The organism is Changpingibacter yushuensis, assembly GCF_014041995.1.
Classification (GTDB): Bacteria; Actinomycetota; Actinomycetes; order Actinomycetales; family Actinomycetaceae; genus Changpingibacter; species Changpingibacter yushuensis.
Map to the genome: position 1 here is coordinate 218,451 of NZ_CP059492.1, position 16,615 is coordinate 235,065.

13 protein-coding genes and 1 tRNA gene are annotated in these 16,615 nt (G+C 56.4%); 6 read left to right on the plus strand and 8 right to left on the minus strand.

Features of this window, described 5'->3' with window-relative positions; all coding sequences use genetic code 11:
• Positions 1–43: 43 nt before the first annotated feature.
• The 6 genes from H2O17_RS00920 (at position 44) to H2O17_RS00945 (ending at position 9,072) form a co-directional block, all read left to right on the plus strand.
• Positions 44–2,275, plus strand: a complete 2,232-nt coding sequence (locus H2O17_RS00920; RefSeq protein ID WP_182049928.1) for a hypothetical protein — start codon at positions 44–46, stop codon at positions 2,273–2,275.
• Between the two features lie 389 nt (positions 2,276–2,664).
• Positions 2,665–5,436 (plus strand): type I DNA topoisomerase, encoded by a 2,772-nt coding sequence (gene topA, locus H2O17_RS00925; RefSeq protein ID WP_246311277.1) that lies wholly within the window; start codon positions 2,665–2,667, stop codon positions 5,434–5,436.
• Complete coding sequence (gene tmk, locus H2O17_RS00930; protein WP_246311278.1) at positions 5,433–6,101, plus strand: dTMP kinase; 669 nt, start codon at positions 5,433–5,435, stop codon at positions 6,099–6,101. The genes topA and tmk overlap by 4 nt, the downstream gene beginning before the upstream one ends.
• Positions 6,098–7,261, plus strand: coding sequence for a DNA polymerase III subunit delta' (locus H2O17_RS00935; protein WP_182049930.1), 1,164 nt, complete (start codon positions 6,098–6,100; stop codon positions 7,259–7,261). The genes tmk and H2O17_RS00935 overlap by 4 nt, the downstream gene beginning before the upstream one ends.
• 89 nt (positions 7,262–7,350) lie before the next feature.
• Positions 7,351–8,910 carry an alpha/beta hydrolase gene (locus H2O17_RS00940; protein WP_182049931.1) on the plus strand — a complete coding sequence of 520 codons (1,560 nt, stop codon included), beginning with the start codon at positions 7,351–7,353 and terminating at the stop codon, positions 8,908–8,910.
• Between the two features lie 89 nt (positions 8,911–8,999).
• Positions 9,000–9,072 (plus strand) — tRNA-Thr (locus tag H2O17_RS00945).
• A 101-nt stretch (positions 9,073–9,173) separates the two neighbouring features.
• Here H2O17_RS00945 and H2O17_RS00950 read toward each other — a convergent pair.
• From H2O17_RS00950 to H2O17_RS00985, 8 genes are all read right to left on the minus strand, one after another.
• The gene (locus tag H2O17_RS00950) at positions 9,174–9,533 is read right to left on the minus strand and encodes an iron chaperone (protein ID WP_182049932.1); all 360 of its coding nucleotides are present in this window, start codon (positions 9,531–9,533) and stop codon (positions 9,174–9,176) included.
• A 119-nt stretch (positions 9,534–9,652) separates the two neighbouring features.
• Positions 9,653–9,883, minus strand: coding sequence for a hypothetical protein (locus H2O17_RS00955; RefSeq protein WP_182049933.1), 231 nt, complete (start codon positions 9,881–9,883; stop codon positions 9,653–9,655).
• Positions 9,884–9,912: 29 nt separating this feature from the next.
• Complete coding sequence (locus H2O17_RS00960; protein WP_182049934.1) at positions 9,913–10,128, minus strand: hypothetical protein; 216 nt, start codon at positions 10,126–10,128, stop codon at positions 9,913–9,915.
• 335 nt (positions 10,129–10,463) lie between these two features.
• Complete coding sequence (locus H2O17_RS00965) at positions 10,464–11,057, minus strand: hypothetical protein (protein WP_182049935.1); 594 nt, start codon at positions 11,055–11,057, stop codon at positions 10,464–10,466.
• A gap of 839 nt (positions 11,058–11,896) precedes the next feature.
• Complete coding sequence (locus H2O17_RS00970; RefSeq protein ID WP_220456790.1) at positions 11,897–13,210, minus strand: AI-2E family transporter; 1,314 nt, start codon at positions 13,208–13,210, stop codon at positions 11,897–11,899.
• Between the two features lie 875 nt (positions 13,211–14,085).
• Positions 14,086–14,439, minus strand: a complete 354-nt coding sequence (locus H2O17_RS00975) for a carboxylesterase family protein (protein WP_182050880.1) — start codon at positions 14,437–14,439, stop codon at positions 14,086–14,088.
• A 194-nt stretch (positions 14,440–14,633) separates the two neighbouring features.
• The gene (locus H2O17_RS00980) at positions 14,634–14,843 is read right to left on the minus strand and encodes a cold-shock protein (protein ID WP_182049936.1); all 210 of its coding nucleotides are present in this window, start codon (positions 14,841–14,843) and stop codon (positions 14,634–14,636) included.
• A 483-nt stretch (positions 14,844–15,326) separates the two neighbouring features.
• Positions 15,327–16,565: an IS256 family transposase gene (locus H2O17_RS00985; RefSeq protein ID WP_182049937.1), complete on the minus strand. Its 1,239-nt coding sequence runs from the start codon at positions 16,563–16,565 to the stop codon at positions 15,327–15,329.
• Positions 16,566–16,615 lie beyond the last annotated feature (50 nt).

Here is a 16,615-nt window from a genome sequence, read left to right on the forward strand (position 1 = left end):
TCCCGGTTGGCTCTGACCAGTGCCGATCAGAAAGGACACGACAATGGGAATCAAATCTGCCTTGTCTCTGGCAGTTATAGGACTGCTGGCACTTGGCCCCCTCACGCTACCGATCTCCTTCGCTGATGATGAAGCCGGATCAACTGATCCAATCGCGTTTGGCCCACGCTCTGTTAGTGGTTGGGAGTATGGGGCGGGCATACATTTCGATACCGGCTATTTCTCCGGAGTCATGAGTGACAAGTCTTCTGGAATCGACTACTTGTGCGCGGCTGATGGTCAGAACCTTGCACTGGTTACTGCACCCGTGACCAGTGGATCCATGAAAGCAGCACGGCAGGTCGATAGCCTGGTGGTTTCCGCATACACACCGAAGGGTTCTACCTCCTCCAGCCACACGCTCTCAGATGGAACGGCCCTAGCTCAAATTGCTTACGTCGCGTCCACGATCGGTTCCCCAAGCAACACGGAAGCGGCAGCACGCGAAGCCGCGATTGCAAGAATCGCTGGTGTCTACGAGGGTTCGGTGTGGGATCGTGCCGCCAAGGGAACCTTCTCTGCCGCCAACACAGATGCACTTGTGGCCGCTGCAACCCGTTCTGCTGAGCTTCAGGCAGAAGCTAAGCAGCTGGCGGGACCGTATTCAGCGGGCCTGAAGATCGTGCTGGATGCTGGAGGGCAAACGGGTTCGCTCGAAGGTGTGGGTGTTGTTTCCGCCGCGGGTAAGTGGCTTTCGGGCAGGCACTATACGCTCACACTGGAAGGACCCGCGGAGTTGATAGACGCGTCCGCGGGAGAAGGTACAACTGCTGCCACATCCATCGATGGGGTTAGGTTCAGAGTCACTGGCACGGGAGAGATAACGGCACATATACGTGTGGACGGAGTGCCTGATTCTCGGCCGTGGGTGTCAGAAGGAACATCGAATCTCGGCGCCGCTCAGAACCTTGTCCAGGTGGGCCGAACGGCGAAGTGGAATGGAGAGTCACAACCTGAACCGGTTGTGATGACCTTCCAGCCGGTTGTTTCCACCCATGTCAAGGCGGAAGCAATCGAGGCAGGGGAACCACTAGTCGACGTCGTCGAGGCTTCGGCACGAGGTAAGTGGTTGGCGATCCCCGATTCGGAAGTCCCGGTTCCCGTTGTCGTACGAATCGACGTGTACGGTCCGTTCAGCGTGCCACGTGAGGAATCAACAGTCGCAAAGGTGACTGAAGATGAACGGCTCGGGAGCTATTCCGTGACGTTCAACGGTCCAGGAGTCAAAGAAACCGATGCAACGATTCTCGCCCCCAGTGAGGGTTTCTACATGTTCAGAGCCGTGGTGGACCTCAAGGAGCAGGGCACATTTGCGCAGTTCATTCGTCCGTTTGAGTCACCGTTCTTTGAGGCTAGCGAGACCAATGTGGTTCAGTGGCGTCCCGAGATCATCACAAGTGCCGTGGAGGTATCGATTGACGAAGCGGTATCTGGGGTCCGTGATGAACTTACTGTTAGTGGTTTTCCGTCAGATCATGGCGATTTTCCAGGTCTCGGTTCGTGGAGTGGTGATCATGGGGTTATCGACCACTACCTCTACTTCATTCCAGAGGGAACAGATCATGTAGAAGGTGTCACAGCTCAGATCGAGCCCCTTGCGCACGTTCAGACGCCCGCACGTAATGGTGAATACGTGATCGAACCTGAGGAGTTCCCAATTGACTGGAACCTAGGAATGGGCACGTATCAAGTGGTCTCAGAGTTCGTGGGTGATTCCCGGGTGGCTGCAGTTCGCACCTCAGATATTGATCCGAAGGAGCAAGTGCACCCAACTTTCGGTGAAGTGAGAACCGTGGCATTTTCTGAGACAAAGGACGTGAAGGCTGGCGCGAGGATCGGCGACACCGTGATTCTCACTGGAAACTTCCCTGCCGGTTCCTACACCGAAGTTGACTTGTTCGCGTGGCCGGTTGGATCCTCACCAACATGTGAGAATCCAATATGGACCGCGAAGCGGATCGAACACGGCGGCAACGCGGGGGAGTATTCCACGGAGCTGTTCACCACAGACAAGAACAAGGATCTGACCTATGGATTCGTGGAACGAACGTACGATGCAGGGGGCAACCCTATTTCCATCGGCACGTGTGGCGAGTCAAGTGAAACGCTGGTGATTAAGGTGGTACACGCGGAAAAGCTCCCACGCACGGGTGCAAGCATGGTGGGATTAGCGCTGGTTGTCACGTCACTCCTAGCAGGTGGGACGTTCTTGGTACGCAAGCCCCGTCAACGATAGAACTGCCGCAATTTCCTGAGGTCGGCATTAGCTGTGATGGCCTGATGGTCTTCGGCTGGCAATGGTCGAAGCAGGCCAACAATGATGGTGAGAATCTGCGGAGGTGGCCGGGTGGTGATGCCCAGCCACCTCCGCAGAACACGCCGTGAGCCCGGTTGCCGTTCGCAGCACGTTTCGCACAGTTGCCACCTGCGGTGTGGTCGATTCCCTGGTCGATATTCTGGTCCGAGAACAGGGAGCAAAATGCCAATTCCTTGACATCTCGCCTACCATCGTGAGGGACTCGTCATTACTGACCACCAAACAACTAGTGCAACAATGACTGTCAGAAGTCGAATGAACCGACCTAGCCACGCCAAGAAATGTGTGGAACGCCTGAAGGAAGTACTGTGACCAAACTCGTCATTGTGGAGTCACCCGCTAAGGGACGAACGATCAGCGGATACTTGGGCTCCGATTACGACGTCGAAGCGTCGATCGGCCATATCCGTGATCTTCCGCAACCCTCAGAGCTGCCTGCGGAGATGAAGAAGGGCCCGTTTGGCCGATTCGCAGTCGACGTCGATCATGGTTTCGAACCGTTTTACGTTGTTGCTCCAGACAAGAAAAAGAAGGTGGCAGAGCTTCGCAAGAAGCTCAAGGATGCTGACGAACTCCTTCTGGCAACGGACGAGGACCGCGAGGGCGAAGCCATCGCGTGGCACCTCTACGAGGTCCTGAAGCCAAAAGTTCCCGTCAAGCGCATGGTCTTTCATGAGATCACTCCGGAAGCGATTTCTCGGGCCTTAGAGCAGCCACGCGAACTGGACCTCCAACTCGTCGATGCTCAGGAGTCTCGCCGAATCCTTGATCGTCTTGTTGGTTACGAGGTCTCCCCGCTGCTGTGGCGTAAGGTTGCTCCGGGTCTTTCTGCTGGTCGTGTTCAATCCGTGGCTACTCGCTTGGTGGTTGATCGTGAACGCGAGCGTATTGCGTTCGTTCCCGCTTCATACTGGGACGTGACGGCAGTCTTTGCGAAAGAAACGGAAGAGTTTGAGGCAAAACTCGTCGGCCTAGACTCAGCCAAAATCGCAAGTGGCAAGGACTTCACTGACCGTGGTGAGCTCACTTCCAAGAGCAGCGCCAGCGGCGTCAAGGCTCTCACTGAGGCAACAGCAACTGCAGTTGCACAGGCGTTGGCTGGAGCCACTGCCACTGTGGCATCGCTGGAGACAAAGCCCTACAAGCGGCGTCCGGCCGCACCCTTTACCACGTCAACACTGCAGCAAGAAGCTTCCCGAAAGTTGCGGATGGGTGCGCGCGATACGATGCGCACGGCCCAAGCCCTCTATGAAAACGGCTTCATCACCTACATGCGTACCGACTCCACCAACCTTTCTGACCAAGCTCTCTCAGCTGCGCGTAGTCAGATTAAGGACATGTATGGGGCCCAATACCTGCCAGTCAAACCGCGCATGTACGCCACGAAGTCAAAGGGCGCACAGGAAGCTCACGAAGCCATTAGGCCAGCCGGTGACCATTTCCGTACTCCGGACCAAGTGCGCGGGAAGCTCTCCGGAGCGCAGTTCAGTTTGTATGAGCTGATCTGGAAGCGCACCGTTGCTTCCCAGATGGCTGACGCCGCCGGGCAGACCGCTTCCGCGCGCATCACTGTGCAGCTTGATGGGGTAGAGGAAGCCAAGGTGGCTGAGTTTGCCGCCTCGGGAACGGTTATCACGTTCCCAGGCTTTATGGCAGCCTACCAAGAGTCAACGGACGCTAAGCGTTATGACAAGTCGGACAAGGAGTCGGAGTCGAGGCTTCCGCAACTCGTGCAGGGCGAGGCCCTTGTATCTAAGAGCGCCGAACCTGATGGGCACGAAACCCAGCCGCCGCCGCGGTATACAGAGGCTTCATTAGTGAAGAAGATGGAGGAGCTCGGTATCGGACGCCCTTCCACGTATGCTGCCACGATTTCCACAATCGGTGATCGTGGGTATGTGGACCATCGCGGCCAAGCGCTCGTACCCACATGGACGGCCTTTTCAGTCATCAAGCTGCTTGAGGAGAATCTTCCGCAACTTGTTGATTATGACTTCACAGCGGATATGGAGAGCGAACTCGATCGAATCGCCGCTGGTGACGAGGATGGTACGTCCTACCTCGAACGATTCTGGCGCGGTGAGACGGAACGCCCTGGTCTGGAAGGGCTCGTCGAAAGCCTTGGCGATATCGACGCTAGGGCCATCAACTCAACCGACTTGGGGGAAGGTATCGTCCTTCGTGTGGGCCGCTACGGACCTTACATTCAGGAGATCGGTCCAGATGGCCAAGAGCTGCGCCATACATCTGTCCCCGACGACGTCGCACCGGATGAACTTGACGTGGCCAAGGCCAGGGAACTCTTGGAGGTAGCCAAGCAGGATGGGCGGGAACTGGGTGTAGATCCGGCCACGAACCATACGTTGGTTGCAAAGGCTGGCCGATTCGGTCCATACATCACGGAGATCATTCCAGAAGGAGAGGTCGCGCTGACCCCCACGGGCAAGCCTTCCAAGCGTGCTCCGAAGCCACGAACGGCGTCCCTCTTCAGCTCAATGAGTCTTGAGACTGTCACCTTGGAAGATGCACTGCGTCTGCTTTCCTTGCCGCGTGTGGTGGGCACGGTGGATGGTGAGGACGTCCTGGCTCAAAATGGCCGTTATGGCCCCTACATCACTAAGGGTAAGGACTCTCGGTCGCTCGAATCTGAGGCGCAGATATTTGATATTACGCTCGAGGCAGCGCAGGCCCTGTTAGCTCAGCCCAAGACCCGGCGGGGCGCCACGACCAAGCCGCCTCTCAAGGAACTTGGCACGGATCCCGTTTCTGAGAAGCCAGTCTTGCTCAAGGATGGGCGCTTTGGCCCATACGTCACGGATGGCACAACCAACGCTTCGCTGCGGCGGCAAGATGATCCGAACTCGATCACAAATGAGCGTGCCTACGAACTACTCGCTGATCGGCGGGCAGCCGCTCCGAAGAAGCCTGCGCGCAAGGCGGCCTCAAAGACCACCAAGAAAGCATCTGCGTCGAAGACCACTAAGAAGGCGTCGGCGTCAACGACCACTAAGAAGGCGTCGGCGTCGACGACCACCAAGAAAGCAGCTCCTCGAAAATCCACAAAGGCGGATGCCGAGTGAGCGGAGCGTTCATAACATTTGAGGGTGGTGACGGCTCAGGAAAGACCACCCAGGTGGCAGCGCTGGTTGAACACCTCAATGGAGTTGGCCTTCAGGCAGTCGCTTCGCGTGAACCTGGTGGCACGGAGCTGGGCCGCGCGATCCGCGAGCTTCTTCTGCACGGTGGCGAAGTATCCCCCAAAGCAGAGGCGCTCCTGTATGCGGCGGATCGCGCTCACCACATCGCTACGGTGGTTCGACCAGCACTTGAGGATGGAATCATTGTCGTTGCTGATCGTTACCTCGATTCCTCGGTGGCATACCAAGGCGTCGCTCGCCAACTCGGAACCGAAGAGGTGCGCGATCTTTCACTCTGGGCCACGGATGGCCTAATGCCTGATGCCACAGTTCTGCTTGATGTTTCTGTTTCCGAAGGCGCTGCCAGAGTTGGCGGCACCCAGGATCGCATTGAGTCTGAGGGTCGGGATTTCCACGAGGCGGTGCGCCAAGAGTACTTAGCAATGGCTCAAGCCGAACCCAACCGCTGGATCGTGGTGCCAGCGGAAGGCTCGATCGATGCCGTCGCAGCGCGGGTCCGTGATGCCGTTATGCCACGTATCCGCGAACTCTTTATCAGTGAGCCTGAGAGCGTTCAAAGCGCATCATCCGGCAAGGACTCACAGTGAGCGTCTTTGACGATCTTGTGGGCCAACGATCTGTTCGTGACCAACTGGAACGCGCTGCTCTAGCCGCTAGGAGCACTGGTGGTCCTAGCGAGAATTCGGCGATGAGCCAGGCATGGCTCTTCACCGGTCCTCCCGGATCGGGAAGGTCGGTTGCGGCTCGCATGTTTGCCGCAGCTTTGGAGTGCACCAGTGATGTGCCGGGCTGCGGTGAGTGCCACGCGTGCAAGACGGTTATGGGGGGAACCCATCCTGACGTCGAGGTGGTAGCCACCCAAGGTGTGACAATTAGCGTTGATCAGACCCGCCAGCTGGTCTCACGGTCATTTGTTTCACCCGGTGCGGGCCGTTGGCGCATCCTCATCGTTGAGGATGCTGATCGAATGTCGGAGCGCACTACAAATGTGTTGCTGAAGGCGATTGAGGAGCCGCCACCATTCACGGTGTGGATGTTGTGTACTCCCTCACCAGAAGACGTGATGACGACGATTCGTTCGCGGTGCCGGGTTCTCACGCTCGCGGTTCCTCGTGCGGAGGATATCGCTGAACTCTTGGTTCGCAGGCTAGGCGTGAACTCGGAGGACGCCATTATGGCTGCGCGTGCTTCGCAGTCTCATATCGGGGTGGCCAGAGCGTTGCTCACTGACCAAGCTGTGAGAGAACAGCGCAGAGCAGTGATCCACATGGCTCTTTCAGTTCGTGGTGTTGCGGACGCTGCCTTAGGAGCGAAACGCGTCATGGCAGCAGCCGAAGCTGAGGTCAAGGAACGCAGCGAACAACTTGATGCGCGCGAGCTCGCTGACCTCAAGCGAAGTCTTGGTGTGGATGAGGGGGTGCGAGTCCCTCCGGCTATTCGTGCGCAACTGCGCGAACTCGCTGAGAATCAGAAACGCAGGCAGACTCGACTGCGGCGCGACAGCATCGACCGTGCGATGGTCACCATTCTTTCCGCTTATCGGGATGTATTGACTGTGCAACTTGGCGCGGCTGTGGAGCTGGTCAACTCTGACTTCACAGAAGATGTCTTTCGGATGGCAAGGGGCTCGAGCGCGGCGCAATCTGTAGAGCGGATGGATGCGATTGCCCAGGCCCGCATTCGCCTAGCGGCGAATGCGGATCCACTTCTTACGACCGAAGCCATGCTCGTTGCGCTTCGTCCTTGAGTTTCCACACGCCGGGAGTCTGTAGCGTTCACACACAGCACCGGCGGAGCCATGATGCAATGCCACGCTGCGTGGCTTACGGTTGAGGAGTGAAGCCATTCAAGACTCTGGCGGCGTTGGCTGCCTCCTCATTGCTCCTTGCCGGATGCACGCTTGACAGCTCGGTGCTCATACCGGAAGGTTCGTCGGAGAGCACCGCGCCCACCACGGGTGCTGGCACCTCTATCGATGCACAGATGCCAGCCATTCCAGATGGCTTGGAAAGCTACTACACGCAGGATGTGGACTGGGATACCTGTAACGGCAGTTTCCAGTGCGCTGAGATTACCGTTCCACTGGACTATGCCAATCCTGACGGGGATACGATCCAAGTGGCTATGCTTAAGCGCCCGGCGAAGTCTGAAGCAATTGGTACATTGTTCATTAATCCAGGAGGCCCTGGCGGCTCAGGCATAGACATGGCCATGAGCGCGAGCTATTACTTTGACCAAGATATCTTGGACAATTTTGACGTTGTAGGATTCGATCCGCGCGGTGTGGGTGAATCGACTGCCATTGATTGCCTCGATGATGCCACTCTGGGCTCTGTTCTTGATTCGTCATTCGATACGAACGATCCGGATTGGCAGGCTGAATACACAGAAGTTCAGAGGACTATCGCCGACGGGTGCGCGGAGAACTCCGGTGAGCTCATCAAGTTCGTCGGCACAAAGGAAGCTGCACAAGACCTCGACGTCATGCGCCAGCTCGTGGGTGATCCGAAGCTCTATTACGTGGGATACTCCTACGGCACTGCGCTCGGCGGGCAGTACGCCGATCTCTTCCCAGAGAACGTAGGCCGTGTGATCCTGGATGGCGCTGTAGATACCACCTTGGGCACAGCTCAGATGAGCTACGACCAAACCTTGGGGTTTGAAACGGCACTTCGCCACTACATGGAGGATTGCCTCCAAAGCTCCTCATGTCCATTCACCGGGAGCGTAGATGATGGTCTGCAGCAGATCCATGATGCGCTGACTACGGCAATGACAACGCCGTATCCAACCAGTGATCCGGACCGGCCATTGACCCAGTCACTTCTTTTCTCGGGCCTGATTGTTCCGTTATACGACGATTCCACGTGGTCCATGCTCACCACCGCATTGTCTGAGCTGTTCGAGGGAAATGATGGCAGTCAACTCTTGTACTTCGCCGATCTTTCATCTGACCGGAATGACGATGGCACATTTGCGTCAAACATCAATGAAGCCAACTGGGCTATCAACTGTGCCGACTACCCAGCAGCTAGTGAATCCGATCTTGAGGCGGCCTCAGAGAAGCTGAACACTGAAGCCCCTGTGTTTGGCTCACTCATGACTGAGGGCACAGACTTATGTGCTTCGTGGCATTTCAGTCCCACGGACGTACCTGGAGCTTTTGAGGCATCTGGTTCAGATCCGATTGTGGTTGTGGGCACCTTGTACGATCCAGCCACGCCATATGCATGGGCGGAGGCTGTGGCGCAGGCTCTCGAGAACTCAGTGCTCGTCACGTGGGAAGGTGAAGGCCATACGGCATACGGCCGCGCAGGCTCTTGCATCAACGATCCGCTTGACCAGTACTTGCTGCAAGGAACGGTGCCAGAAGATGGCCTGACCTGCAGTTCGTAAGCCGATCGTGGGCTCCTATTACGCGAGCTCGAGCCGGTTTGCGCAGTCGGCTCGCTGCTAGGTAAAGTAGCCTTCGTTGCTTGCAACGCGCCACCTTAGCTCAGTCGGCAGAGCGATTCACTCGTAATGAATAGGTCAAGAGTTCGATTCTCTTAGGTGGCTCAGAGATGCCCCGGTTCAGTGTGAACCGGGGCATTACTGTTTCGCCGCTGGGACATGCGTAACAACGGCGTATCTAGAAGCCAGTAAGAAATGGATCGGTTTCAGGCAGATAGCTCACCATTGACCTGCCGTACGCGGAACTCGATGACTCGTTGGATGAGATCCGCAGGCAAAGGTTCGCTCAGTGGGAACTGCACGGAACCTTTGCCATGCTTGAAATGGGCAAACTCGGCCGCGAATTCGGCATGTCCTGCGGGCGTTGCATACATGCCGATGTGATGCGTGAACCCGCCAACGTAGATCAGTGGTGTGCCATTCAACTTCCAGCCAATCAGCCCGTACGCGATCGATTCAACAGCCTGAGGGGCGGCAGTGGCGACCATGCTACGCACGCGATTGATTCGCGCCAAGGTCTCACCATCGAACTCGGCTAGATATTGCGTCACGGAGGAAGCTCCCATAACGGAGAGTCTAGCTGCAGAAGGCTGGTGGTGAAATATCGCGTAGATACCGCAATCTTTCTCCACATTCCTCGGGAAAAGCAGTGAAGGAACTGAGGAACTCGGTTCGCAATGTGTTGCTACCATCTGGCCGCATCGAGTCTTATCGCTGCGATATCGAAGCGATGTTGGAACCCGCATCGGCGCCCTGCCGTCACAGGTAGTTTGTGGGCGGCCGCTGCACGTATCTTGGCGATGGTCCAAAGACTGGTTGCTGACAAGTCTGCCAATGTGGCCGTGATATTCGTTCCCAACTTGGTTGATGTCATGGTGGTGTGTTCGGCGATCTGCTCGCCACCAAGAACACTCATGATTTACTCTCCGGGATACGGCTTCTCATCTATTTGTTGTAGGCAGTCTGAAGGTTGCGAATGGTGTGTCCCTCGGCCGCGATGTCCTCATCAAATTCGGGCGCACTGGGCCCCTCGTCGAAGGCCCTCTGGCGTGCCAACACCAGATTCTGTACGTTCCCGCAGCGTGCATCGAACTGCTGGCGAGGCCGGCCAAGAAACTCGTCACCGCGCTCTGCTGGCAGAGCCGGGAACTCGGCTAACACGTTGAGACCCGTTGCGATCCGGCTATATCTCGCGCTTTGCTATGTCACTGGACCATACGAGTGTACGTCGCTGCGCTTGGAATCCGAACTGTCCATCACAAGTCAGTTGGCAAAAGGCCCGTTCAATCTGACAGTAAGTTCAACAGGAGTATGGTTTCACCATTCGGGGAGTTCATTTCGTGATTTTGTAAGGCCGATTCATTAGATGCGAATCTACTCGAACTAGCTGATAAAAGGAGATGGGCGTGTCTTAGAGATGGCAGCCTGCTCGCTTTGAAACCATCAGCGGCTGCTGTGCTCATGGATCATTTATCGACGACGAGTGTGTCAGTATCTCATTCAGTCAGGACTTTGAATGGTGCACTTTCCGGAGCTGCAGCCACGAAATCATTGTCATGATTTGCATAATAGGTTCCTGCCGAGCCTCCGAGAATTGCATATGCATCATCAAAACTCTCTGCGGCGAAGAGCAGATAGTCAGTATCGGCCTGCAGAACCGTTGTACCTTCGACAACATAGAGGACATCATCTTGAGTCCCCCCAGTTTGGACAATGACTATTTCGTCTCCAGCGTTCACAGCGCCTTTGTGTACTTTATTGACATGAAATTGGACCAGTGTCCCAGCAACACCTCCGTTCTGAGAAATCGCTTTGGCCTTTTCCTCCTCCGTCAGTCCGACCAACGGATTTTCCTCGGGGCTGTCTCCCTCATAGCGCGGAGTTGAGACTGTTCGCTTAGTTGATACCACATTGCCTTCAACGATGACCGCTGATTCTTGCACGATGGTTACCGAATCGTAAACTGGGTAATCTGCAAATAGTTCCACGGTGCTCCCAGTTTGTGGCTCAGTTGAGGATGTTGAGCAACCTGCAAATGCTATTCCAGTAAGTGATAGAAGCGCCATCTGGGTACGCATACGGTTATTCATGGCCAATCCTCTCTCAGTAATACGAATTTGATTCAGTGACTTCACCGGTAGTGGGAGTAGTAACGATATTTCTGTTTCGGGAATGGCTCATCAGCAGACTTGACGAACTAGAGTGGCCTAGGCGCAATGCGTGCCCAAACTCGCGAGCAGTGGTGCTCTTAACCACGTTAGCAAAACTGTATCAATTCGACTGGTAATGCACATTCAGATTCTTGCTATTCAACTGAATAGTATATTGTGTGCCTTTAATCCTAGATGTGTATAGTCCGAGCCAGGTGTCTCCGTATGCGGCTAAACTTAGTGTGCTCGTGGAACTTGAAGAATTGCTGATGTTTCCAGGAGATTTGGAATGGTTATTCCATGCGTTGCGACCACTATTGACAGCTGATAGCCACGTAGAATTCACACTCGGGTTCTGGACACAAGAGCTCTGTCTGTTCATTCCATAGGAATAATGGACTGCCGAAGCAGGTGCTTGAATCTGCCCAAAAGCTAGAAGCAAAATCGAGAGAGAGAATTACTATAGAGAATCCGGCGGATGAACTCGCAACGAAGCTCGCAGTGAAGGTTATTCACACGTATTACGGGGGCCAACAGGTCCTGCGTGCACGCCAGATAGCTTCATTAGAGTCAGCAAATGACCTGTCATAGACAGGTCACGAGCTCGATTCTCTTGGGTGGCTCCACTTCTATTGACGACGATGGGGGTAATCAAGCCTGCAGTGTTCACAATTCTGGCTTGATTACCCGTTAGTGGTTCAAATCGAGTCTCAATTTCGCCTACCCGAATGTGGAATCAGCTCAACCGAGCTGAATGAGCTCAACCACGTCGAACTAGCTTAGTCAGCACCTGTATCGTTGGGCGTCACACTGCCAGACGGCCCGGATCCAGAAGCACCGCCGTCGTCCTCGTCGAGGTTGCTACGCTTCCTAGCAATCCAATCTCTGAAACGCTTCCAGGGATTCTTTGATTCTTTTCTGCCTTCGCTCTCATCCTCGAGGTCATCCCATTCGGCACCCTTCATAACCACGCGGTAGAGCTTGATCGTCGTGACGATGAGAATCATGACCACAGGTCCGAAGACGATTCCGAGGAAACCGAACATTGAAAGACCAGAGAATACTGCAAGCAACATGAGTGCAGGGGGAAGGTGAGCATTGCGTGGCACCAGTACAGGACGCAGGATGTTGTCGACGTTCGTCGTAATCAGAATATGGAACAGAACGATGAAGATTCCGCCAGGCACATTTCCGGTTAACGCCACAATGATTCCCATGGGTATTGTCACGATCCCGCTGCCCAACGGGATGATTGACAGGACCGTGAGGAAGATGACGAGCATGAAGAATCCTTGATGGATCCCGGCGATATAGATGGAGACCGCTCCGAGTGCTCCTTGTATGAGCGCGATGATGAACTGGCCGCCCACGGTTGCTTTGGCCATTGCACCTATCTTGGACAGGTAAATATCAGTGATGTCAGAGTCCAGAGGGCTGAGGTCCTTGACCATGCGGACCACCTTCGGCCCGCTTCCGAGAAATGTGATGAAGACGTATAGGAAGATGATCGCGGTGGTCACGCCCCCGGCGATGCTACCGACTGAGTTTTTCGCGAAGCTGAGTGCGACGTCGCCTACACTTGCGGCTAACGTCGAGACACTAGACTGTAGCTTCTCGGATGTGAGTTCGATGTTGACCAATGGGATTTGGTCTAAGGCGCTGTTGACTGTCCCCAGAATGCGGTCGCCGAGTTGGCTCATGTCCGTTTCGGTTGCCCAGTCACTAACTGCGTTGATCATTTGGTTGATCTGGTCTACAGCCAGTGTGAGTATTCCACCCACAGGTATGATGACGATGGCTAGGGCAGATAACAGCGTCAACGTCGATGCAACCCCACCGTTCCACCGGCGCTTGAATCGCAGATATAGCGGTTGGAAGAGGTACGCTAACACTCCGGCGAAAGCAATGAGTTGGAGATAGCCACGTAGGAAGTAGGCACCGAAAAGGAGCGCAATCACTGTCATCACTGCTAAAGCACGCTTCTCATTCCGCGAGAAGTGTGTGATTGATCCTGATGCGCGTCCGTTTTGTGAATCCTGCGTGATGTTGTTATCGCTCTCGGCGCTGCGTGGCGCCCTATCTTGGATCTCCACGCGCTCATCCTACCCATGAGGCTGCCGCGAGCCGTAGATCCGGCGCGTGGCAGCGTTCTCCAGTTCCTGTCACGAGTGACGCATCGTTACGTCAACGCTGAGAGGCTGAACACCGCGGAGGTTCTCTTCGGAAGGTTGGAAGCCTGTTTTGCAACGGAAGTCTGTTTTGCAACGGAAGCCTGTTGTGCAACGGAAGCCTGTTGTGCAACGGAAGCAGGTGGTGCGCTGGAGCTACGGGCTGCACGCATCTGGAACTTCGGCGTGCACGCTGGTTGCACTCGGTGAAGATGTGTATGCGAGCAGTGCGCATCTGGAACTTCTTTCACGCAGCGGCGCGTTCGGTCATGGGCGAGGGATTCCCTCCCATCGCTTGAGCACGGCACCAAACACCTCATTGGGGTCGCTGCATTGCCAACGGGTTTCAGCCCACCATTTTCGGTGGCCGGCGTGCTGACAAAGTCAAGGATCGTTCGGGTGATTGCGACATCGCGAGCGATCGCCTGGGGTGTCGAATCAGGCCAGTGCTGCGCAGACGTTCTATCCGCGCCGAAGGACTCGACTTCCGCTACAACGGCCGCTTCACTTCTTGGCGCAAATGCATCGCCAGCGTATGTGCGGAAGAGGGAGATTTCATCCCTAGTTGCACTAGGCAGAATAGGAATATCCCGTGCCTTTCCCATCGCAATAGCATCAGCAGGGTGGCGGGCTAACACACCTCGCCGAAGCTCGTGGTCATCCACGATTCCGAAAGTCTGTGGCCGTGGGCCGTTGGGCACGCAGATGTCGGTGGAGATAACGTTTGCCTGCGCTCGCACTAACTCCAGTGGGTCGGCAGTATGGAGTTCATCGAGCTCGGTGGCCCCAAGTTTTTCTACCTAGCTGCGGGCCATGCTCGTGGCCGCATCCAATGGCAGGATGCGCGAAGCGCCAGCGGAGTGCACGCCTAGGCGTGCGAAGGTCCCCTTGGCAGAGGGAGCAGCAGGCAGTGCCGCGACGAGGAATCCGAACGCACCGACGCGGTAATTGGGGGCGACGACGACGGCGCGGCCCGTCGCAGCTATCGCCGTATCGTCCATGACCCAACTGGAGGCGGAGCCGTGTTCGAACCCTCCGCCGTAGATCGCCACATTCTCAGGTAGGGGTTCCTCAATGCAGGCAGGAGCCCAGATATTGAGGAAGTGGCAGTCCTCGGCAGCTTGGGAGCCAAGCGGCTGGTTCGGATCCTCGATTTGATATGGGCCGCACCATGGGAGTTGTAGGTCCCGTCGTCGTCGAAATCCTCAACAATCGTGGGTGCGCAGAATCTCGCGGCGGCTTCGCTCGCGGGCTGAGCGCACGAATGCCCGGCATCTTTCGATGCCGGGCATTCGCATGTGGTTGAAACCAACCTGTGAAGCGCTGCAAACTACAGCGCCATCACATCTCAGTCGAGAGGCTCGACCTCAGCAGCCTGAGGTCCCTTCTTGCCTTCCTTGACTTCGTAGGTCACCTTCTGGCCATCGTTGAGGGTGCGGAAACCGCGAGTGTTGATCTCGGAGTGGTGAACAAAGAGATCAGCTGAACCGTCATCGGGCGCAATGAAGCCGAATCCTTTTTCAGAGCTGAACCATTTGACGGTACCTGTGGCAGACATGTTTTCTCCTAGCTGGATTTGCGAGCGGACGCTCACGAACATGAATTGCACGGAACTCGTGTGTGGTGCAATTCGGTGGTGGTTTAACTTGACGCCCCACTGCACACGACACAACGAACGACCCAGCGGCAAGACCATCCGGTCAGCCGATTAGACCCTAACACATTAGCGCCGAAAAGCTCAGTCTGCGCGAGCAAGAACACAGATCCATGGGAGCAAAACCACAAGTCGGCCAGGTTTCTCACTGGAAGTGAGCCAAACAGCCCACCACAAGTGAGCCAAGCAGCCCACCACACGTCAGCCAAGCGGCCCACCACAAGTGAGCCAAGAAGCCCACCACAAGTGAGCCAAGAAGCCCACCACACGTCAGCCACGCATCTCGCTAGAAGAGCATCTCCAGCGTGCCCGCTGGCATGAGCACTAGGCCCGGTGCCAGCCTTCCAGGGAGTGTCCGTTTAACGGTGGATGTGGTCTGGCGCATTTTTAGTTGATTCGGCCTTCGAAGGTGATCGCGAAGGCGTTCAGGGCGGGTTTCCACCTGGTTACCCATCGTGCCCGTCCCCGCCCGGTGGGGTCAAGGGAGCGGGTCACCAAGTACAGGCATTTCATCGCGGCCTGCTCATTGGGGAAGTGGCCTCTGGCTCGTACTGCTCGCCGGAAGCGGGCGTTCAGGGATTCGATCGCATTCGTTGAGCAGATCACTCGGCGGATCTCTACGTCGTAGTCCAGGAACGGGATGAACTGGTCCCAGGCCCGCTCCCAGAGTCCCCGAATCGCCGGATACTGGGCGTCCCACTTCGTAGCGAACTCCTCGAACCGTTCCCTAGCTGCGGCCTCAGTGGGGGCCGTATAGACCGGGCGCAGATCCCGGGCGATCTGATCCCAGTACTTCCGGGACGCGAACTTGAACGTGTTACGGACCAAATGGATGATGCACGTCTGCACCGTCGCGAGCTCCCACGTGGTCGTGATCGCCTCGGGCAGGCCTTTCAACCCATCACAGACCACAATGCAGACATCGTCGACACCCCGGTTCTTGATCTCGGTCAAGACGCCGAGCCAGTACTTCGCACCCTCACCACCATCACCGGCCCAGATACCCAGAATGTCGCGTTCCCCGCTGGTGGTGACGCCGATAGCGGCGTAGAACGGCCGGTTGGTGACCTGGCCGTCACGGACCTTCACCACGATCGCGTCGATGAACACCACTGGGTACACGCGATCCAGGGGACGGCCTGCCCACTCTGTCATCTGGTCGATGACCTTGTCGGTGATCTTCGAGATCGTGTCCTTCGACACCCTAGCCCCATACACTTCGGCGAAGTGCGCTGAGACTTCTCCGGTGGTCAGGCCCCGGGCGGTCAAGGACAGCACGATCTGGTCGATCCCGTCCAGCCTGCGCTGCCGTTTGCGCACGATCTGCGGGTCGAACGAGCCGTCCCGATCCCGGGGCACCTCGATCTCGACCGGCCCGATCTCGGTGATCACCGTCTTGGCTCTGGTCCCGTTACGCGCATTCACGTTGTCGGTGACCTGGTGTTTCTCGTAGCCGAGGTGTTCGGTCATCTCCGCATCCAGCGCGGTCTCGATGACCTGTCTGGTCAGCCCGGCCAGCAGGCCTCCCGGCCCGACCAGGCTCACGCCTTGTTCCTTGGCCTGCGCGAGCAGCTGCTCGGCAAGCTCTCTTTGATCAATGATCTGTCCCGTCACGGGATCAATCATTTCGGTCGATCGTGAATCTGTCACTGCCTTACCTTTCAGTCAGGCCAGAC